The sequence below is a fragment of the Escherichia sp. E2562 genome (assembly GCF_005781075.1).
Classification (GTDB): domain Bacteria; phylum Pseudomonadota; class Gammaproteobacteria; order Enterobacterales; family Enterobacteriaceae; genus Escherichia.
The window spans coordinates 403,924-423,630 of record NZ_VATM01000004.1 but is presented as its reverse complement, the minus strand read 5'-3'; the positions used below and the strand labels follow the sequence as shown (position 1 = coordinate 423,630).

Here is a 19,707-nt window from a genome sequence, read left to right as displayed (position 1 = left end):
CCGCTTGGCGATACCCCAACAAATTTGTTTTTGAATTTGCCGAATCTATTCGACAGATTCAGAATTTGGTGGCTACGACGGGATTCGAACCTGTGACCCCATCATTATGAGTGATGTGCTCTAACCAACTGAGCTACGTAGCCAGATTATTTCTTCGATGGCTGGGGTACCTGGATTCGAACCAGGGAATGCCGGTATCAAAAACCGGTGCCTTACCGCTTGGCGATACCCCAATAACCGGGCGGTGAACCGCTTACTCGAAGAAGATGGCTGGGGTACCTGGATTCGAACCAGGGAATGCCGGTATCAAAAACCGGTGCCTTACCGCTTGGCGATACCCCATCCGTACAACGCTTTCTGGTGAATGGTGCGGGAGGCGAGACTTGAACTCGCACACCTTGCGGCGCCAGAACCTAAATCTGGTGCGTCTACCAATTTCGCCACTCCCGCAAAAAAAGATGGTGGCTACGACGGGATTCGAACCTGTGACCCCATCATTATGAGTGATGTGCTCTAACCAACTGAGCTACGTAGCCATCTTTTTTTTCGCGATACCTTATCGGCGTTGCGGGGCGCATTATGCGTATAGAGCCTTGCAGCGTCAACCTCTTTTTCAAGGAAAATTGCTCGAAAGTGACTGTTTGGTTAGGTTGCGAACAGCGTGGCGCTATATTCGTCAATTATTGTTTACTTTGTGTTTTTTCCCCACCCTACAGCCATTCTTTTGTCATACAGGATGAAATTCGGAATTCAACAATAGTGGTGGGAAATTAATCTATGAAATACTGGCCCGTTGCAACAGGACAGGGCAGGGATCGCTACGCCTGCATCTCTGCTATCACTTCAGGCGATTTATTGAGGGAATACTATGCTGCGTTTTATGACGATATTGATGGGTGTCTTATTACTTATGCAATCCGCGTTTGCCGATACGGTCAAACCGGAAATCGGTAAATATGTTTTTGGCTATCGTGGGCAGGAAGGCGCAGTGGTGTGGATGATGCGAATCGGGCCGAAAGCGTCTAATGAGGCACTCGTTCAGGTATCGCATGTTGATAATGACATCGATGGTCAGATTTTTCGCTGCAAAGTAAAAGTATTACAGGAAGGTGAGAAATCTTATACCACTGTAATCAAGGGTGAATCTTTTGAGTTATTACGCCTGAAAGAGGGAAATGGAAGCCTGCATATCCCGGAGGAATCGGCAACCTGGTCAGTCGCTTACAGTAATGAGTTATCTGACAGCGATGTAGCAAATCCGGAACATTTCCTCACTTCATATCAGAATCAACAAGCTCCCCAGTAACTGAAATTGCCCCGGATTTCTCCGGGGCAATATTACACGTCTTATTTATACGCTGACTGGTGAACGCCAACCGCACGACCAGACGGATCGTCCATTTTCTTGAACGCCTCATCCCACTCGATTGCTTTAGCGGAAGAACAAGCGACGGAAGGACCGCCCGGCACGCACTCAGCGGCACTCGGAAGCGGGAACAGTTCTTCAAAGATTTCCCGGTACAGGTACGCTTCTTTTGAGGTCGGCGTGTTGTATGGGAAGCGGAAGCGGGCTGTTTCCAGTTGCTGATCAGAAACCTGCTGTGCCGCCACTTCTTTCAGTGTGTCAATCCAACTGTAACCGACGCCATCGGAGAACTGCTCTTTCTGCCGCCAGGCAACACTTGCAGGCAGGTACGACTCAAAACATTCACGCAGGATATGTTTTTCCATCTTACCGTTGCCGCACATTTTATCCTGCGGGTTGATACGCATCGCCACGTCGAGGAATTTCTTGTCGAGGAACGGAACGCGTGCTTCCACGCCCCAGGCTGACATCGCTTTGTTGGCACGCGCGCAGTCATACATATGCAGGGCCAGCAGTTTACGCACCGTCTCTTCATGCAGTTCTTTAGCGTTCGGCGCTTTGTGGAAGTAAAGATAACCGCCAAATACTTCGTCAGAACCTTCACCGGACAGCACCATTTTAATGCCCATCGCCTTGATCTTACGCGACATTAAATACATCGGTGTTGAAGCGCGAATAGTTGTCACATCATAAGTTTCGATGTGGTAAATCACGTCGCGGATGGCATCCAGACCTTCCTGTACAGTGAAGTGAATTTCGTGGTGCACAGTGCCCAGATGGTTCGCCACTTCCTGGGCTGCTTTCAGATCAGGAGAACCCGGCAGACCTACGGCAAAGGAGTGCAACTGCGGCCACCAGGCTTCAGAGCGTTCCTGATCTTCCACGCGACGGGCGGCGTATTTCTTGGTGATCGCGGAAATAATTGAGGAATCCAGCCCCCCCGAGAGCAGCACGCCGTAAGGCACGTCAGACATCAGATGGCTTTTAACGGAATCTTCCAGCGCCTGACGCAGCTCGTTTTTGTCGGTCACGTTATCTTTCACCGCATCGTAGTCGAACCAGTCGCGATGATAATAAGAACGGATTTCGCCGTCCTGACTCCATAAATAGCTCCCCGCCGGGAACTCTTTAATCGTGCGGCATACTGGCACCAGGGCTTTCATTTCTGAGGCCACATACAGCTGACCGTGTTCGTCATACCCCATATACAGTGGGATGATCCCCAGATGGTCGCGACCAATCAGATATGCATCTTTTTCGCTGTCGTACAGGGCAAAGGCAAACATGCCCTGCAAGTCGTCGAGAAATTCCGGCCCTTTTTCCTGATACAGCGCGAGGATCACTTCGCAGTCAGACCCGGTCTGGAATTGGTAACGATCGCCATATTCGGCGCGCAATGCCTGGTGGTTGTAGATTTCACCGTTTACCGCCAGTACGTGGGTTTTTTGTTGGTTGTAGAGAGGTTGCGCCCCCGCGTTAACGTCAACAATTGACAGACGTTCGTGGGCGAGAATGGCGTTATCGCTGGCATAAATACCGGACCAGTCCGGGCCGCGATGACGCATCAGGCGTGACAGCTCGAGTGCTTTCTTCCGCAGCTCAACTGCGTCTGTTTTGATATCGAATACGCCAAAAATTGAACACATAACCTTCTCCGTTAACCTGGTATTTGTTGCTTGTTGTGTTTGCTTGTTTAAAAAAATGCCGCAAAGCAGCACTGTGCGCAAGCGATTTGACGGTGAAAAAATAAAAAACGTAATGGTGATTGTCGATTGGTGAAAAAAGGTCTGGTGTAAGGATGTGTTTGTTGATGATTCGATAATTTTTAGTGGGTTTTATTGAATGGGTGAATTTTAATGATGGGTAAAAATAAGAAACCACGTCCGCAGACGTGGTTGCTATTCAGATAACGTCGATTTCAGCGACTGACGGGTAAATCCAGCTTGGGCGGAACGGCATACTGTCGATATCGTCGAGCGACGAAACGCCGGAGAGCACAAGAATCGTCTCCAGACCGGCCTGGAAGCCCGCCAGAATATCGGTACGCAGGTTATCGCCGACAATCACCGTTTCTTCCGAATGCGCCTGCATTTTGTTTAATGCCGCGCGGATGATCCACGGACTCGGCTTACCAACATAGAACGGTTTGCGCCCGGAGATTTTCTCAATCCCCGCGCACAGCGCGCCACAGGCGGGATAAAAACCGCGTCCGTGAGTATCTGGGTTGGTGGCGATAAAGCGTGCACCATTAGCGACAAAATAGGCCGCTTTATGCATCATGTCCCAGTTGTAGGAGCGTGTTTCGCCAACAATCACAAAATCAGGGTTCACATCGGTAATCGTAAAACCAGCTTTGTACAGCTCATGAATCAGCGCGCCTTCGCCCACCACATACGCTTTCTTGCCTTCCTGGCGACGCAGGAAATCGGCGGTTGCCATCGCGGAGGTATAAAACACGCTGTCCGGCACATCGACACCGGCAGTGGCAAAGCGGTTCGCCAGATCTTGCCCGGTCTGCGAAGGATAGTTGGTCAGCAACACCAGCGGCAGGCCCTTATCCATAATCCCGTGCAAAAATTCCGCTGCACCCGGTACGGCGACGTTATCGTGCATCAGCACGCCGTCGATATCGCAAATTACATTTTTAATGGTCATGGACTACCCAGAATATTGACAACAATAAGCGCCACTATAAAAGCACATTAATTTTCCAGCAAATGCTGGAGCAAAATACCGTTGAGCATGGCGCGTTTTACCAGCGCAAAAGCGCCGATTGCCGAGCGGTGATCCAGCTCAGAACGTACCACCGGTAGATTAGTGCGAAACGCCTTCAGTGCCTGAGTATTAATGCAGCTTTCGATAGCAGGGAGCAGCACTTTATCGGCTTCGGTGATCTCACCAGCGATAACAATTTTTTGCGGATTAAATAAGTTGATAGCAATGGCGATGGTTTTGCCCAGATGACGACCGACATACTCGATCACTTCCGAGGCCAGGCTATCGCCTTTGTTCGCGGCTTTGCAGATTGTTTTGATGGTGCAATCGTCCAGCGGCACACGGCTCTGGTAGCCCTGCTTTAATAAATTCAACACCCGTTGTTCAATGGCAGCGTTGGCAGCGATAGTTTCCAGGCAGCCAAAGTTGCCGCAGTGGCAGCGTTCACCCAGCGGTTCGACCTGAATATGGCCAATTTCACCGACGTTGCCGTTGCGGCCAATAAAAATGCGCCCATTAGAGATAATCCCGGCCCCCGTTCCGCGATGAACACGCACCAGAATGAAGTCTTCGCAATCCTGACTTGCACCGAAGTAGTGCTCTGCCAGCGCCAGACTGCGGATATCGTGGCCGACATAACAGGTCACTTTAAAACGCTCTTCCAGTGCTTCAACCAGCCCCCAGTTTTCCACCTGAATATGCGGCATGTAGTGAATTTTGCCGCTGTCCGGATCGACCAGCCCTGGCAGGATCACTGAAATGGCGATCAGCTCCCGCAGCTTGCGCTGGTGGTTATCAATAAACTGAGTAATGGCATTCAGCAGGGCATGTTCCAGCGTCTGCTGGGTACGTTCCGGTAGCGGGTAATGTTCTTCTGCCAGAACTTTGCTGCTGAGATCAAACAGGGTGATGGTGGCGTCGTGGCGACCGAGACGTACGCCAATTGCGTGGAAATTGCGGGTTTCGGTGACGATAGAGATAGCGCGGCGGCCTCCGGTGGAGGCCTGCTGATCAACTTCTTTGATCAGCCCGCGTTCGATAAGCTGACGCGTAATTTTGGTTACGCTGGCGGGGGCAAGCTGGCTTTGCTCAGCAATCTGAATTCGCGAGATTGGCCCATGCTGGTCAATCAGGCGATAAACCGCCGCGCTGTTAAGCTGTTTTACGAGATCAACATTACCTATCTGAGCTTGTCCGCCTGGTGTCATACTTTCTCTTATTGGGTTACGACCTCGTTACCGTTAACGATGGTCCTGGTGATTTTAAAATCAGGTGTGAATGCGGTCAGGTTGGCCACTTTACCTGCGGCGAGCGTGCCGAGACGTTTTTCAACGCCAATCGCACGAGCCGGATAGAGCGTCGCCATACGCAGCACTTCATCCAGTGCGATACCGCAATGTTCAACCAGATTACGCACGCCTTCAATCATGGTTAAGGATGAACCACTTAACGTACCATTCTCATCCACACAAAGTCCGTTGCGGTAGTATATTGTTTTACCCGCAAAAATGAACTGTTCAATATTGGCACCTGCTGGCGCGGTGGCATCGGTAACCAGACACAGTTTGTCGCCTTTCAGACGTTTAGCGTTACGAATGTTGGCGTAATCAACATGCAGGCCATCAGCGATAATACCGCAATAAATGTCAGCTTCGTCGAGGATCGCGCCCGCCAGGCCCGGTTCACGGCCCGTAATATACGGCATCGCATTGTACAGATGGGTGGCAAAGGTAATCCCCGCGCGGAAACCGGCTTTCGCTTCTTTTAACGTTGCATTGGAGTGACCGGCAGACACCACAATCCCGGCATTTGCCAGTTTTCTGATCACTTCTGCTGGAACCATTTCCGGTGCCAGCGTCACTTTGGTAATGACGTCGGCGTTTTCACACAGGAAATCGACCAGTGCGGCATCCGGTTTACGTACGAAATTCGGATTATGGGTACCTTTTTTCACCAGATTCAGCCACGGGCCTTCCAGGTGTAAACCTAATGCCTGATTCGGATGTTTTGCCAGGTACTCACGCATCACGCGCACGCCCTGTTTCATCAGGTCATCGCTGGTGGTGATAAGCGTCGGCAAATAGTTAGTGCAGCCTGATTTCTCATTGGCTTTCTGCATGATTTCCAGCGTTTCCACGCTGACCGCTTCAGCGGTATCGTTAAACTGTACGCCGCCGCAGCCGTTTAACTGCACATCGATAAAACCGGGGGAGAGAATGGCCCCGTTCAGTGAACGTTGTTCAATCTCTGGCGGCAGTTCCGCTATTGGGCAGACGCTTTTAATCAGGCCATCAGCGATAACAACTGCATGGTCATCAAGAAATTCATGACCGGTAAAGATCCGGCCCTGGGTTAATGCATACATTCCGACCCCCGATTTCAAAAATAATAATGCCCTGAGCAAGGCGTCAGGGCAGGGATAACAATTACAGACCTTTGATATTTTCTGCTTCTAATTCATTGAAATATCTTAAAGTCTTAACTTTCAGCTCCATGGTGGAAGGTTCATCGCACACCATGATGGCTTTCGGATGCAGTTGCAGACAGCTGATGGTCCACATGTGGTTAACGCAACCTTCAACGGCAGCCTGCAGTGCCAGTGCTTTCTGGCTGCCCAGCACCAGAATCATCACTTCTTCGGCATCCAGCAGTGTACCCACACCTACGGTCAGCGCATATTTTGGCACCTGATTAACATCGTTATCAAAGAAACGAGAGTTTGCGACGCGAGTGTCATGTGTCAGGGTTTTGATACGGGTGCGAGAGGCAAGAGAAGAGGCCGGTTCGTTAAATGCAATGTGACCGTCGTTACCTACACCGCCCATAAACAGGTGGATTTTACCGTAAGAGCGGATTTTTTCTTCATACTGGCGGCATTCGGCGTCGATATCTGGGGCATTGCCGTTGAGAAGGTTGATATTTTCTGCTGGAATATCAACGTGATCGAAGAAGTTACGGTGCATAAAACTGTAGTAGCTTTCCGGATGCTCTTTCGGCAGACCGACATATTCGTCCATGTTGAAGGTGACAACGTGCTTAAAGCTGACCTGGCCTGCTTTATGCATTTCGACTAACGCTTTATAGGTGGTCATCGGCGTGCCGCCAGTCGGCAGGCCAAGCACAAACGGACGATCGGCAGTCGGTTTGAACGCATTAATACGATTAACGATATGGCGAGCAGCCCATTTGCCGACCTGTTCAGCGGTAGTCAGGGGGATCAGTCTCATTATTCACCTCAAGTAAGTAAAAAGTAAGCCGTTGGCGGATTAGGCATCTTTAAGCGTAACCTGGATTTGCGCGGACAGGCGTCAATCCGACCTGATTTTTTGAATGATAAAATAAGTTTTCTGGTTTAGCCAGTAAAAGGGAGTAATGATAACGATATTTGGTGACAAAACTCACAAAAGACGCGCGTTTAATTTGCGGTACGAATTAAATTTTCACACACTCTGTAGCAGATGATCTAACAATATGATTACAGAACATCGGCAGTACAATTTGCTGCAAAATAAAAATACGGCTTTAAACGAGCCAAATAGAGTTCTCGTAGGGGGAATAAGATGAATATTTTAGGTTTTTTCCAGCGACTCGGTAGGGCGTTACAGCTCCCTATCGCGGTGCTGCCGGTGGCGGCACTGTTGCTGCGATTCGGCCAGCCAGATTTACTTAATGTTGCGTTTATTGCCCAGGCAGGCGGCGCGATTTTTGATAACCTGGCGTTGATCTTTGCGATCGGCGTGGCCTCCAGCTGGTCCAAAGACAGTGCAGGTGCAGCTGCGTTGGCGGGTGCAGTTGGTTACTTTGTGTTAACTAAAGCGATGGTGACCATCAACCCAGAAATTAACATGGGGGTTCTGGCAGGTATCATTACCGGTCTGGTCGGTGGTGCAGCCTATAACCGTTGGTCTGATATTAAACTGCCGGACTTCCTGAGCTTCTTCGGCGGCAAACGTTTTGTGCCGATCGCCACCGGCTTCTTCTGCCTGGTGCTGGCAGCCATTTTTGGTTACGTCTGGCCGCCGGTACAGCACGCTATCCATGCTGGCGGCGAGTGGATCGTTTCTGCGGGCGCGCTGGGTTCCGGTATCTTTGGTTTCATCAACCGTCTGCTGATCCCAACCGGTCTGCATCAGGTACTGAACACCATCGCCTGGTTCCAGATTGGTGAATTCACCAACGCTGCGGGTACGGTTTTCCACGGTGACATCAACCGCTTCTATGCGGGCGACGGCACTGCGGGGATGTTCATGTCCGGCTTCTTCCCGATCATGATGTTCGGTCTGCCAGGTGCGGCGCTGGCGATGTACTTCGCAGCACCGAAAGAGCGTCGCCCGATGGTTGGCGGGATGCTGCTTTCTGTTGCTATCACCGCGTTCCTGACAGGTGTGACTGAGCCGCTGGAATTCCTGTTCATGTTCCTTGCGCCGTTGCTGTACCTCCTGCACGCACTGCTGACCGGTATCAGTCTGTTTGTGGCAACGCTGCTGGGGATCCACGCGGGCTTCTCCTTCTCTGCGGGCGCTATCGACTACGCGTTGATGTACAACCTGCCAGCAGCCAGCCAGAACGTCTGGATGCTGCTGGTGATGGGCGTTGTTTTCTTCGTTATCTACTTTGTGGTGTTCAGTGCGGTTATCCGTATGTTCAACCTGAAAACGCCAGGTCGTGAAGATAAAGATGACGAGATCGTTACTGAAGAAGCGAACAGCAATACCGAAGAAGGCTTAACTCAACTGGCAACCAACTACATTGCGGCAGTTGGTGGTAGTGACAATCTAAAAGCGATTGACGCCTGTATTACTCGTCTGCGCTTGACTGTGGCTGACTCAGCACGTGTCAACGATGCGATGTGTAAACGTCTGGGTGCTTCTGGTGTGGTGAAACTGAACAAACAGACCATCCAGGTGATTGTCGGCGCGAAAGCAGAATCCATCGGCGATGCGATGAAGAAAGTCGTTGCTCGTGGCCCGGTAGCTGCTGCTTCTGCTGAAGCTGCTCCGGCAACTGCCGCTCCGGTAGCGAAACCGCAGGCTGTACCAAACGCAGTGTCTATCGCTGAGCTGGTATCGCCAATTACCGGTGATGTTGTCGCACTGGATCAGGTGCCAGACGAAGCGTTCGCCAGCAAAGCTGTGGGCGACGGTGTGGCGGTGAAACCGACGGATAAGATCGTTGTAGCACCAGCGGCGGGAACCATCGTGAAAATCTTCAACACCAACCACGCGTTCTGCCTGGAAACCGAAAAAGGCGCGGAGATTGTCGTCCACATGGGTATCGACACCGTAGCGCTGGAAGGTAAAGGCTTTAAACGTTTGGTGGAAGAGGGCGCGCAGGTAAGCGCAGGGCAACCGATTCTGGAAATGGATCTGGATTACCTGAACGCTAACGCCCGTTCGATGATTAGCCCGGTGGTTTGCAGCAATATCGACGATTTCAGTGGCTTGATCATTAAAGCTCAGGGCCATGTTGTGGCGGGTCAAACACCGCTGTATGAAATCAAAAAGTAATCTGCTTTATGCCTGATGCGACGCTTGAGCGTCGCATCCAACAATGACAAGCGGTGGAGATCTTCTCTGCCGCTTTTTTTTTCATCAATCATCCCCATAATCTCTGTTAGATTTTTCGATTTTCTCTAACTAACAGTTGTCAGCCTGTCCCGCTTATAAGATCATACGCCGTTATACGTTGTTTACGCTTTGAGGAATCCACGATGAGTGAGGCAGAAGCCCGCCCGACTAACTTTATTCGTCAGATCATCGATGAAGATCTGGCCAGTGGTAAGCACACCACAGTACACACCCGTTTCCCGCCGGAGCCGAATGGCTATCTGCATATTGGCCATGCGAAATCTATCTGCCTGAACTTCGGGATCGCCCAGGACTATAAAGGCCAGTGCAACCTGCGTTTCGACGACACTAACCCGGTAAAAGAAGATATTGAGTACGTCGAGTCGATCAAAAACGACGTAGAGTGGTTAGGTTTTCACTGGTCTGGTAACGTCCGTTACTCCTCCGATTATTTTGATCAGCTCCACGCCTATGCTGTTGAACTGATCAATAAAGGCCTGGCGTATGTCGATGAGCTGACGCCGGAAAAGATCCGCGAATATCGTGGCACTCTGACGCAGCCGGGTAAAAACAGCCCGTACCGCGACCGCAGCGTTGAAGAGAACCTGGCGCTGTTCGAAAAAATGCGTACCGGTGGTTTTGAAGAAGGTAAAGCCTGCCTGCGCGCGAAAATCGACATGGCTTCGCCGTTTATCGTGATGCGCGATCCGGTGCTGTACCGCATTAAGTTTGCTGAACACCACCAGACCGGCAACAAGTGGTGCATCTACCCGATGTACGACTTCACCCACTGCATCAGCGATGCGCTGGAAGGCATTACGCACTCTCTGTGTACGCTGGAGTTCCAGGACAACCGTCGTCTGTACGACTGGGTACTGGACAACATCACCATTCCTGTTCATCCGCGCCAGTACGAATTCTCGCGCCTGAATCTGGAATACACCGTGATGTCCAAGCGTAAGCTGAACCAGCTGGTCACCGACAAGCACGTAGAAGGTTGGGATGATCCACGTATGCCGACCATTTCCGGTCTGCGTCGTCGTGGTTACACTGCGGCTTCTATTCGTGAGTTCTGTAAACGCATTGGCGTGACCAAGCAGGACAACACCATTGAGATGGCGTCGCTGGAATCCTGCATTCGTGAAGACCTCAACGAGAACGCGCCGCGTGCAATGGCAGTCATCGATCCGGTGAAACTGGTTATCGAAAACTATCAGGGCGAAGGCGAAATGGTCACCATGCCGAACCATCCGAATAAACCGGAAATGGGCAGCCGTCAGGTGCCGTTTAGCGGTGAGATTTGGATCGATCGCGCCGATTTCCGCGAAGAAGCTAACAAGCAGTACAAACGTCTGGTGCTGGGTAAAGAAGTGCGTCTGCGTAATGCTTATGTCATTAAGGCAGAACGCGTGGAGAAAGATGCAGAAGGCAATATCACCACCATCTTCTGTACTTATGACGCCGACACCTTAAGCAAAGATCCGGCTGATGGTCGTAAAGTCAAAGGCGTTATTCACTGGGTAAGCGCGGCACATGCGCTGCCGGTTGAAATCCGCCTGTACGATCGTCTGTTCAGTGTACCGAATCCCGGCGCTGCGGATGATTTCCTGTCGGTGATTAACCAGGATTCTCTGGTCATCAAACAGGGCTTTGCTGAACCGTCTCTGAAAGATGCGGTGGCAGGTAAAGCATTCCAGTTTGAGCGTGAAGGCTACTTCTGCCTCGACAGCCGCCATTCCACAGCGGAAAAACCGGTATTTAACCGCACCGTTGGGCTGCGTGATACCTGGGCGAAAGTAGGCGAGTAATTTTAAGTTCTACCAGGCCGGGTGAGGCGTTCACACCGCATCCGGCAAGAAACATGCAAACAATCCAAAACGCCGCGTTCAGCGGCGTTTTTTTCTGCTTTTCTTCGCGAATTAATTTCGCTTCGCAATCTATTCATGCAACAAATTTAAAATCACAAATTATAATGAATTTAAATATAACCGCTTTCATCTTACTGGAAAGCCACATATTTTTTCTTCTACCCGCTCGCCTGGTACACATTTAAACCTTGTAACAAAAATCATCAAAATATGTGCGGTTGCTCATGTTCTTACATTCTCGTTACAGAAAGAGATTGATAATTCGCGTCGCGAAAAATAGTCTATTCCTGTAGTCAGCGAGATTTTTCTCAACGCTACTTTTTTAATTTTTATTTTTTTCGCTGTTCACCTGTGGTGCAGCAATTTATACGTCAAAGAGGATTAACCCATGCGTACGTTTAGTGGCAAACGTAGTACGCTGGCGCTGGCTATCGCCGGTGTTACAGCAATGTCGGGCCTGGTGGCAATGCCGGAGGCTCGCGCCGAAGGATTCATCGACGATTCAACCTTAACCGGCGGTATCTATTACTGGCAGCGTGAACGCGACCGTAAAGATGTTACCGACGGCGACAAATACAAAACCAACCTTTCTCACTCCACCTGGAATGCCAACCTCGATTTTCAGTCCGGTTATGCTGCTGATATGTTCGGCCTTGATATTGCCGCGTTTACGGCGATTGAAATGGCGGAAAACGGCGACAGCTCACACCCGAACGAAATCGCGTTTTCGAAAAGTAATAAAGCCTATGACGAAGACTGGTCCGGCGATAAAAGCGGTATAAGCCTGTATAAAGCAGCGGCCAAATTTAAATACGGTCCTGTGTGGGCGAGGGCAGGTTACATTCAGCCAACTGGTCAAACGCTGTTAGCGCCGCACTGGAGCTTTATGCCGGGTACCTATCAGGGCGCGGAAGCCGGGGCCAATTTTGATTACGGCGATGCTGGTGCGTTGAGTTTCTCCTACATGTGGACCAACGAATACAAAGCGCCGTGGCATCTGGAAATGGATGAGTTTTATCAGAACGATAAGACCACTAAAGTTGATTATCTGCACTCCATCGGTGCGAAATACGACTTCAAAAATAACTTCGTGCTGGAAGCGGCGTTTGGTCAGGCGGAAGGGTATATCGATCAGTATTTTGCCAAAGCCAGCTATAAATTTGATATCGCCGGTAGCCCGCTAACCGCCAGCTACCAGTTCTACGGTACGCGCGATAAAGTTGACGATCGTAGCGTCAACGATCTTTATGATGGCACCGCCTGGCTGCAAGCGTTGACCTTTGGTTACCGGGCGGCTGACGTGGTGGATTTGCGTCTGGAAGGCACCTGGGTTAAAGCTGACGGTCAGCAGGGATACTTCCTGCAACGTATGACGCCAACCTACGCTTCCTCGAACGGTCGCCTGGATATCTGGTGGGATAACCGTTCTGACTTTAACGCCAACGGCGAAAAAGCGGTCTTCTTCGGCGCGATGTATGACCTGAAAAACTGGAATCTTCCAGGCTTCGCCATCGGCGCTTCCTACGTTTATGCATGGGATGCTAAACCTGCGACCTGGCAGAGCAACCCGGATGCGTACTACGACAAGAACCGGACTATTGAAGAGTCTGCATACAGCCTGGATGCGGTCTACACCATTCAGGACGGTCGTGCCAAGGGCACGATGTTCAAACTGCACTTCACCGAATACGACAACCACTCCGACATCCCAAGCTGGGGCGGCGGTTACGGTAACATCTTCCAGGATGAGCGCGACGTGAAATTCATGGTAATCGCACCATTCACCATCTTCTGATGCCCGACGCGGCAGGTTTTGTGCCTGCCGCACATTTGAGGAATTCGCTTTGAAAAAACTGATTCTCATCGCCATGATGGCATCGGGGCTGGTGGCTTGTGCGCAATCAACCGCGCCACAGGAAGACAGTCGTCTGAAAGAGGCGTACAGCGCCTGTATCAATACCGCGCAAGGTTCGCCGGAAAAAATTGAAGCCTGTCAGAGCGTGTTAAACGTGCTGAAGAAAGAGAAACAACATCAGCAATTTGCCGAGCAGGAAAGTGTCCGCGTGCTGGATTATCAGCAGTGCATCCAGGCAACGCAAACCGGTAATGACCAGGCAGTGAAAGCCGATTGTGATAAGGTCTGGCAGGAAATTCGCAGTAATAACAAATAAGTGAGGGCTGTAACTCTCGCTTTTCTTATTTCCCTTGTATAAAAAAGCCAACCCGTAGGTTGGCTTGAGACTTATGGCAAACGCCAATTTGCCTGATGCGCTGCGCTTATCAGGCCTACCTTTTTATGCAATATATTGAATTTGAGATGATTTGTAGGCCGGATAAGGCGTTCACGCCGCATCCGGCACGAACAAAGCGCATTATGCCAATAATATAAAGCCAACCCGCAGGTTGGCTTTTTTCGTTCAGGCTGGCTTATTTGCCTTCGTGCGCGTGCTCATCTTCGCGGCAATCGCCTTCGGCACAGTGACCGTAAAGATAGAGACTATGGTTAGTCAGGCGAATGCCATGCTTCGCGGCAATTTCACGCTGACGCGCTTCGATAGATTCATCACTAAATTCGATAACCTTTCCGCAGTCGAGGCAGATCAGGTGATCGTGGTGATGTTGTTGAGTCAGTTCAAATACGGATTTACCGCCTTCAAAATTGTGGCGGGTGACGATACCGGCGTCGTCAAACTGGTTCAGTACACGATATACCGTAGCCAGACCAATTTCTTCACCCATATCGATCAGACGTTTGTATAAATCTTCCGCACTGACGTGATGGTTGTCCGGCTCCTGAAGAACTTCCAGGATTTTTAAGCGAGGAAGCGTTACTTTCAGGCCAGCTTTCTTTAGGGCGGTATTGTTATCAGTCATGCGGAATCTGTCCTGTTACTAAGCGGTTCACTTCATTAAAAGAAGTGACAGAATTTGCTCTTGAGATAATGCGTATCATTATAGATTTGCCATGCCTAAATGAAAACTACAAGTCCCTGGCAAATATTGTTAATAAAAACGTGGCTTAGCTTACATTTACATCGGTAAGGCCACTTCAATACTGGAACATTGTACAGGTACTACGGCAAAAGTTACAAATTTGTAGCAATTATTTTGATTGGCATTATCTATTAATACGGCGTAGACATGAGTCTACGCCGCAGTACATCAGGCATTGATAATTTCGTCGAGATGCAGTTCTTCAGAAATTTGTTTTACCCATTTTTCTACACGTTCGGCGGTCAGTTCTGGCTGACGGTCTTCGTCGATAGCCAGGCCGACAAAGTGGTCATCATCCGCCAGACCTTTTGATGCTTCGAAATGATAGCCCGCAGTTGGCCAGTGACCGACGATGGTCGCACCGCGCGGTTCAATAATGTCACGAATGGTGCCTAAGGCGTCGCAGAAATATTCTGCGTAATCTTCCTGGTCGCCACAGCCAAACAGCGCAACCAGTTTACCATTGAAATCAATCTCTTCGAGAGTCGGGAAGAAGTCGTCCCAGTCACACTGTGCTTCGCCATAGTACCAGGTTGGGATGCCCAGCAGAAGAATGTCATAAGCTTCCAGATCTTCTTTGCTGCTTTTTGCAATGTCATGGACATCGGCAACGTCTTTACCAAGCTGTTTTTGAATCATTTTTGCGATATTTTCGGTATTACCGGTGTCGCTGCCGAAAAAGATGCCAGTGATAGCCATGAGTGAAATAACCTCTTGAAACTTATTGAAATGGGGGTGGCAAATTGCCCACGGATAAAGGCAATCATAGCAGAACAGGCAGTCTTGCGGAATCAGCAAACGAGCAGGACTGCACACTGTGCTACACGAAAGTGGATATTTAAACGATGCCCTGATTACGCAGCGCCGCCAGTTGCTGCATCAATATCTCTTCGATCAGTTCGCTACGGCTCATATTGCGCGACTCCGCCAGCTCGTTCAGCGCCTCGACAGCTTCCGCGTTCAGCTTCAGTTCGACACGCTTAAGGCCACGTACTTTGTCGCGTTTTAGCTGGTTGCGTTTATTAATACGCAGCTGTTCATCGCGCGAAAGCGGATTGGTTTTCGGTCGTCCCGGTCGACGCTCGTGCGCGAACAGATCTAATGTCGTACGGTCCGTTTGTTCTTTGGCCATGATCTTGGTGACTTCGGGGGAAACAATCAGCCAGGCGCCTGCCCGGATGGATAGCCCGCCATAATACAACAGCGTGAGGAATCTCGCCAACGCCCACGCGCGGAATGCCGCGCGGACGCTGGGTTTTTAATCAGTTGCGTTAATCATTAAGATAGCGACGGATAGCCCGCAGCACAGCATCCGGTTTTTCTGCGTGTACCCAATGCCCCGCGCCTGCAATGACATGCGCCCGTGCTTGTGGGAATTGTGCCAGCAAATCATCACGATACTGTTCAGTAACATACGGGGAATTGCCGCCAGGAATAAACAGAGCAGGGTGGTTCCATGCCGGAATCTTCTCCCAGCCAACAATATGTGGATACTGATCCCATAATACTGGCACGTTAAAACGCCACTCACCGTCAACAAAAGATTTCAGCAGGAATTGAATCACGCCCTCTTCATTAATATATTGGCGCATCACTACAGCGGCCTGTTGGCGCGTTTGCGCGTCGGATCCACTGACCGCGTTGATAGCTGCGAAAATTTCATCATGACGGCGTACGTGATAGTCCACCGGCGCGATATCGATCGCTACCAGTTTCTCGATGCGATCGGGCGCCAACGCGGTCAGTGCCATCACAGCTTTACCACCCATTGAGTGACCAATAAATGTCGCCTTATCGATCTGCAGCGCATTCAGAGTATCAACAAGATCCTGGGCCATCGCCGGGTAATTCATGTGTGGATCTCGTGGCGAAAGTCCGTGGTTACGCATATCAACCTGGATGATATTGTGATCGTTTACCAGGTCGCGCGCCAGCACGCCGAGGTTGTCAAGGCTACCAAACAACCCGTGGACGAGGACGATGGGAGAATTATTATGCTGATTTTGTGCAGATTGCGCGCGGATATTCAATTTCATGGCAAAGTTCTTTTTTTCGTGTAGTTGGGTTAGGGTATTATGTTGACCATTGTGCCACAGGGCTGCAACAAATAAGGTTTAATCCGATTTTTTCTGCAAGCCAGGCTTGACGCTATCCGCTGCCGGGATTTATTCATATACTCCTGGCGACTTGTATTCAGCTAAGACACCGCACTGGATTAAGATGAAAACGATTGAAGTTGATGATGAACTCTACAGCTATATTGCCAGCCACACTAAGCATATCGGCGAGAGCGCATCCGACATTTTACGGCGTATGTTGAAGTTTTCCGCCGCATCACAGCCTGTTGCTCCGGTGACGAAAGAGGTTCGCATTGCGTCACCTGCTATCGTCGAAGCGAAGCCGATCAAAACGGTGAAAGACAAAGTGCGCGCGATGCGTGAACTTTTGCTTTCCGATGAATACGCAGAGCAAAAGCGAGCGGTCAATCGCTTTATGCTGCTGTTGTCTACACTATATTCTCTTGACGCCCAGGCGTTTGCCGAGGCAACGGAATCGTTGCACGGCCGCACGCGCGTTTACTTTGCAGCAGATGAACAGACGCTGCTGAAAAATGGTAATCAGACCAAGCCGAAGCATGTGCCAGGCACGCCGTATTGGGTGATCACCAACACTAACACTGGCCGTAAATGCAGCATGATTGAACACATCATGCAGTCGATGCAATTCCCGGCGGAATTGATTGAAAAGGTTTGCGGGACAATTTAAAACAACGTTGCAGATAAAGGACAAAGCAATGGCAATCCACAATCGTGCAGGCCAACCTGCACAGCAGAGTGATTTGATAAACGTCGCCCAACTGACGGCGCAATATTATGTACTGAAACCAGAAGCAGGGAATGCGGAGCACGCGGTGAAATTCGGTACTTCCGGTCACCGTGGCAGTGCAGCGCGCCATAGCTTTAACGAGCCGCATATTCTGGCTATTGCTCAGGCGATTGCCGAAGAACGGGCGAAAAACGGCATCACTGGCCCTTGCTATGTGGGTAAAGATACTCACGCCCTGTCCGAACCTGCGTTTATTTCTGTACTGGAAGTGCTGGCAGCGAACGGGGTAGACGTTATTGTGCAGGAAAACAATGGCTTCACTCCGACACCTGCCGTCTCTAATGCCATTCTGGTTCACAATAAAAAAGGTGGACCGCTGGCAGATGGTATTGTGATTACGCCGTCCCATAACCCGCCGGAAGACGGTGGTATCAAGTACAACCCGCCAAATGGTGGTCCGGCAGATACCAACGTCACTAAAGTGGTGGAAGACAGGGCCAACGCGCTGATGGCCGATGGCCTGAAAGGCGTGAAGCGTATCTCCCTCGACGAAGCGATGGCATCTGGTCATGTGAAAGAGCAAGATCTTGTGCAACCGTTCGTAGAAGGTCTGGCCGATATCGTTGATATGGCAGCGATTCAGAAAGCTGGCCTGACGCTGGGTGTTGATCCGTTGGGCGGTTCCGGTATCGAATACTGGAAGCGCATTGGCGAGTATTACAACCTCAACCTGACCATTGTTAACGATCAGGTCGATCAAACCTTCCGCTTTATGCACCTCGATAAAGACGGCGCAATCCGTATGGACTGTTCCTCCGAGTGTGCGATGGCGGGCCTGCTGGCGCTGCGTGATAAGTTTGATCTGGCGTTTGCCAATGACCCGGATTATGACCGTCACGGTATCGTCACTCCGGCTGGTTTGATGAACCCGAACCACTACCTGGCGGTGGCGATCAACTACCTGTTCCAGCATCGTCCGCAGTGGGGCAAAGATGTTGCCGTCGGTAAAACGCTGGTTTCATCTGCGATGATCGACCGTGTGGTCAATGACTTGGGCCGTAAGCTGGTAGAAGTGCCGGTAGGTTTCAAATGGTTTGTTGATGGTCTGTTTGATGGCAGCTTCGGCTTTGGCGGCGAAGAGAGTGCAGGCGCTTCCTTCCTGCGTTTCGACGGCACGCCGTGGTCCACCGATAAAGACGGCATCATTATGTGTCTGCTGGCGGCGGAAATCACCGCTGTCACCGGTAAGAACCCGCAGGAACACTACAACGAACTGGCAAAACGCTTTGGTGCGCCGAGCTACAACCGTTTGCAGGCAGCTGCGACTTCCGCACAAAAAGCGGCATTGTCTAAGCTGTCTCCGGAAATGGTGAGCGCCAGCACCCTGGCAGGCGACCCGATCACAGCGCGCTTGACCGCAGCGCCTGGCAACGGTGCTTCTATCGGCGGCCTGAAAGTGATGACTGACAACGGCTGGTTCGCCGCGCGTCCGTCAGGCACGGAAGACGCATACAAGATCTACTGTGAAAGCTTCCTCGGTGAAGAACATCGCAAGCAGATCGAGAAAGAAGCGGTTGAGATTGTTAGCGAAGTTCTGAAAAACGCGTAATCACATTAAATAAGAAAAAGGGCGGTCGGAAGATCGCCCTTTTTTACTTATAACTGCCCGATGCGCTACGCTTATCAGGCCTACACGGATGGTACAATGTATTGAATTTGCGCGATTTTGTAGCATCCAGCATGACCAAAGCGCACTTTGCCAACAAACTGAATAGCTCAAGGGAATTCCAAATGAAGACCAAAAGGAGTCTGGTCGTCAGAGTGGCATTCATTGCCGCCACATTACTGCTGACTGCATGCGCCCAACCTGAACAATCATCATTAGCTGGCGACTGGTTACTGACTCCTAAGGATAAAACCAGAGGATTAACGGGTAGCATTGCAGTAAATATTGCGCCTTCCCGGTGTAAGACAAATTGCCGTGGCGATAACTTACCTGATAATACCCGACGTTGGCAGTTGTCAGGCGGGAACGAAAAAGAACTTACTTATCTTCACGATATGTCAGCACAAGAAAAGGCCGGTTTAAATCCCGGCTGGCAATGCTACACCTCATTTTTTATGCTGGTTTGCCAGGGCAAGCCCGGCACTCGTCCGATAGTTAATGAGGATTATGTCAGCGAAAGCGGATTTTTTGGCTCGATGATGCATGTCGGGATTATTGAGTTGCAACGCTGCCAGTCAGAAAAATGCCAGCAAGAGTTGAAAGCGATAAATACGTATTAAAATATTTAGCGATGAGAGCCAATGCCTGATGCGACGCTGGCGCGTCTTATCATGCCTACGGGAGCAATATGTAGGCCATATAAAG

At 50.5% G+C, this 19,707-nt stretch carries 18 protein-coding genes and 5 tRNA genes; 8 read left to right on the top strand and 15 right to left on the bottom strand.

Annotation, left to right across the window (positions count from 1 at the left end; all coding sequences use genetic code 11):
* Positions 1 to 66 precede the first annotated feature (66 nt).
* From FEK43_RS08955 to FEK43_RS08935, 5 genes are all read right to left on the bottom strand, one after another.
* Positions 67 to 143 (bottom strand) — tRNA-Met (locus FEK43_RS08955).
* A 15-nt stretch (positions 144 to 158) separates the two neighbouring features.
* Positions 159 to 233 (bottom strand) — tRNA-Gln (locus tag FEK43_RS08950).
* Positions 234 to 267: 34 nt separating this feature from the next.
* Positions 268 to 342: transfer RNA gene (locus FEK43_RS08945), tRNA-Gln, on the bottom strand.
* Between the two features lie 23 nt (positions 343 to 365).
* Positions 366 to 450: transfer RNA gene (locus FEK43_RS08940), tRNA-Leu, on the bottom strand.
* A 9-nt stretch (positions 451 to 459) separates the two neighbouring features.
* Positions 460 to 536, bottom strand: a tRNA-Met gene (locus tag FEK43_RS08935).
* A gap of 332 nt (positions 537 to 868) precedes the next feature.
* Between FEK43_RS08935 and FEK43_RS08930 the strand changes: the two genes are divergently transcribed.
* A complete protein-coding gene (locus FEK43_RS08930) occupies positions 869 to 1,306 on the top strand; it encodes a hypothetical protein (RefSeq protein WP_135406199.1) in 438 nt (145 codons plus the stop codon).
* Between the two features lie 41 nt (positions 1,307 to 1,347).
* On the opposite strand, the gene asnB is transcribed toward FEK43_RS08930, so the two are convergent.
* The 5 genes from asnB to nagB all read right to left on the bottom strand — a co-directional run bounded on the left by asnB (position 1,348) and on the right by nagB (position 7,308).
* Entirely contained in the window at positions 1,348 to 3,012 is a 1,665-nt protein-coding gene (asnB, locus tag FEK43_RS08925; RefSeq protein WP_000337081.1) for an asparagine synthase B, read from the bottom strand.
* A gap of 256 nt (positions 3,013 to 3,268) precedes the next feature.
* The gene (gene nagD / locus FEK43_RS08920; protein ID WP_000153129.1) at positions 3,269 to 4,021 is read right to left on the bottom strand and encodes a ribonucleotide monophosphatase NagD; all 753 of its coding nucleotides are present in this window, start codon (positions 4,019 to 4,021) and stop codon (positions 3,269 to 3,271) included.
* A 47-nt stretch (positions 4,022 to 4,068) separates the two neighbouring features.
* On the bottom strand, positions 4,069 to 5,289 hold the full coding sequence (nagC, locus tag FEK43_RS08915) for a DNA-binding transcriptional regulator NagC (protein ID WP_130260227.1): 1,221 nt from the start codon (positions 5,287 to 5,289) through the stop codon (positions 4,069 to 4,071).
* An 8-nt stretch (positions 5,290 to 5,297) separates the two neighbouring features.
* Positions 5,298 to 6,446, bottom strand: coding sequence for an N-acetylglucosamine-6-phosphate deacetylase (gene nagA / locus FEK43_RS08910; RefSeq protein ID WP_135406200.1), 1,149 nt, complete (start codon positions 6,444 to 6,446; stop codon positions 5,298 to 5,300).
* A gap of 61 nt (positions 6,447 to 6,507) precedes the next feature.
* Entirely contained in the window at positions 6,508 to 7,308 is an 801-nt protein-coding gene (nagB, locus tag FEK43_RS08905; protein WP_001237072.1) for a glucosamine-6-phosphate deaminase, read from the bottom strand.
* Positions 7,309 to 7,641: 333 nt separating this feature from the next.
* Between nagB and nagE the strand changes: the two genes are divergently transcribed.
* The 4 genes from nagE (at position 7,642) to chiQ (ending at position 13,687) form a co-directional block, all read left to right on the top strand.
* The gene (nagE, locus tag FEK43_RS08900) at positions 7,642 to 9,588 is read left to right on the top strand and encodes a PTS N-acetyl glucosamine transporter subunit IIABC (RefSeq protein WP_135406201.1); all 1,947 of its coding nucleotides are present in this window, start codon (positions 7,642 to 7,644) and stop codon (positions 9,586 to 9,588) included.
* Positions 9,589 to 9,791: 203 nt separating this feature from the next.
* Positions 9,792 to 11,456 carry a glutamine--tRNA ligase gene (glnS, locus tag FEK43_RS08895; RefSeq protein WP_135406202.1) on the top strand — a complete coding sequence of 555 codons (1,665 nt, stop codon included), beginning with the start codon at positions 9,792 to 9,794 and terminating at the stop codon, positions 11,454 to 11,456.
* A gap of 448 nt (positions 11,457 to 11,904) precedes the next feature.
* Positions 11,905 to 13,311: a chitoporin gene (gene chiP / locus FEK43_RS08890; RefSeq protein WP_130215036.1), complete on the top strand. Its 1,407-nt coding sequence runs from the start codon at positions 11,905 to 11,907 to the stop codon at positions 13,309 to 13,311.
* 49 nt (positions 13,312 to 13,360) lie between these two features.
* Positions 13,361 to 13,687 (top strand): ChiQ/YbfN family lipoprotein, encoded by a 327-nt coding sequence (gene chiQ, locus FEK43_RS08885; protein ID WP_000733594.1) that lies wholly within the window; start codon positions 13,361 to 13,363, stop codon positions 13,685 to 13,687.
* A gap of 256 nt (positions 13,688 to 13,943) precedes the next feature.
* On the opposite strand, the gene fur is transcribed toward chiQ, so the two are convergent.
* The 5 genes from fur to ybfF all read right to left on the bottom strand — a co-directional run bounded on the left by fur (position 13,944) and on the right by ybfF (position 16,546).
* Positions 13,944 to 14,390 carry a ferric iron uptake transcriptional regulator gene (gene fur / locus FEK43_RS08880; RefSeq protein WP_000131706.1) on the bottom strand — a complete coding sequence of 149 codons (447 nt, stop codon included), beginning with the start codon at positions 14,388 to 14,390 and terminating at the stop codon, positions 13,944 to 13,946.
* A complete protein-coding gene (uof, locus tag FEK43_RS08875) occupies positions 14,383 to 14,469 on the bottom strand; it encodes a fur leader peptide (protein WP_010380762.1) in 87 nt (28 codons plus the stop codon). Before uof ends, fur begins: the two co-directional genes overlap by 8 nt.
* Before the next feature lie 209 nt (positions 14,470 to 14,678).
* Positions 14,679 to 15,209, bottom strand: a complete 531-nt coding sequence (gene fldA / locus FEK43_RS08870) for a flavodoxin FldA (protein WP_010346538.1) — start codon at positions 15,207 to 15,209, stop codon at positions 14,679 to 14,681.
* 139 nt (positions 15,210 to 15,348) lie between these two features.
* Positions 15,349 to 15,642 carry a LexA regulated protein gene (gene ybfE / locus FEK43_RS08865; protein ID WP_064528940.1) on the bottom strand — a complete coding sequence of 98 codons (294 nt, stop codon included), beginning with the start codon at positions 15,640 to 15,642 and terminating at the stop codon, positions 15,349 to 15,351.
* Between the two features lie 139 nt (positions 15,643 to 15,781).
* Complete coding sequence (ybfF, locus tag FEK43_RS08860; RefSeq protein ID WP_130209828.1) at positions 15,782 to 16,546, bottom strand: esterase; 765 nt, start codon at positions 16,544 to 16,546, stop codon at positions 15,782 to 15,784.
* A gap of 184 nt (positions 16,547 to 16,730) precedes the next feature.
* Here ybfF and seqA point away from each other — a divergent pair, with 184 nt between their 5' ends.
* From seqA to FEK43_RS08845, 3 genes are all read left to right on the top strand, one after another.
* Positions 16,731 to 17,276: a replication initiation negative regulator SeqA gene (gene seqA / locus FEK43_RS08855; RefSeq protein ID WP_130209830.1), complete on the top strand. Its 546-nt coding sequence runs from the start codon at positions 16,731 to 16,733 to the stop codon at positions 17,274 to 17,276.
* Between the two features lie 28 nt (positions 17,277 to 17,304).
* On the top strand, positions 17,305 to 18,945 hold the full coding sequence (gene pgm / locus FEK43_RS08850) for a phosphoglucomutase (alpha-D-glucose-1,6-bisphosphate-dependent) (RefSeq protein WP_001295675.1): 1,641 nt from the start codon (positions 17,305 to 17,307) through the stop codon (positions 18,943 to 18,945).
* Positions 18,946 to 19,127: 182 nt separating this feature from the next.
* Positions 19,128 to 19,622 (top strand): hypothetical protein, encoded by a 495-nt coding sequence (locus tag FEK43_RS08845; RefSeq protein ID WP_130209832.1) that lies wholly within the window; start codon positions 19,128 to 19,130, stop codon positions 19,620 to 19,622.
* Positions 19,623 to 19,707: the final 85 nt, after the last annotated feature.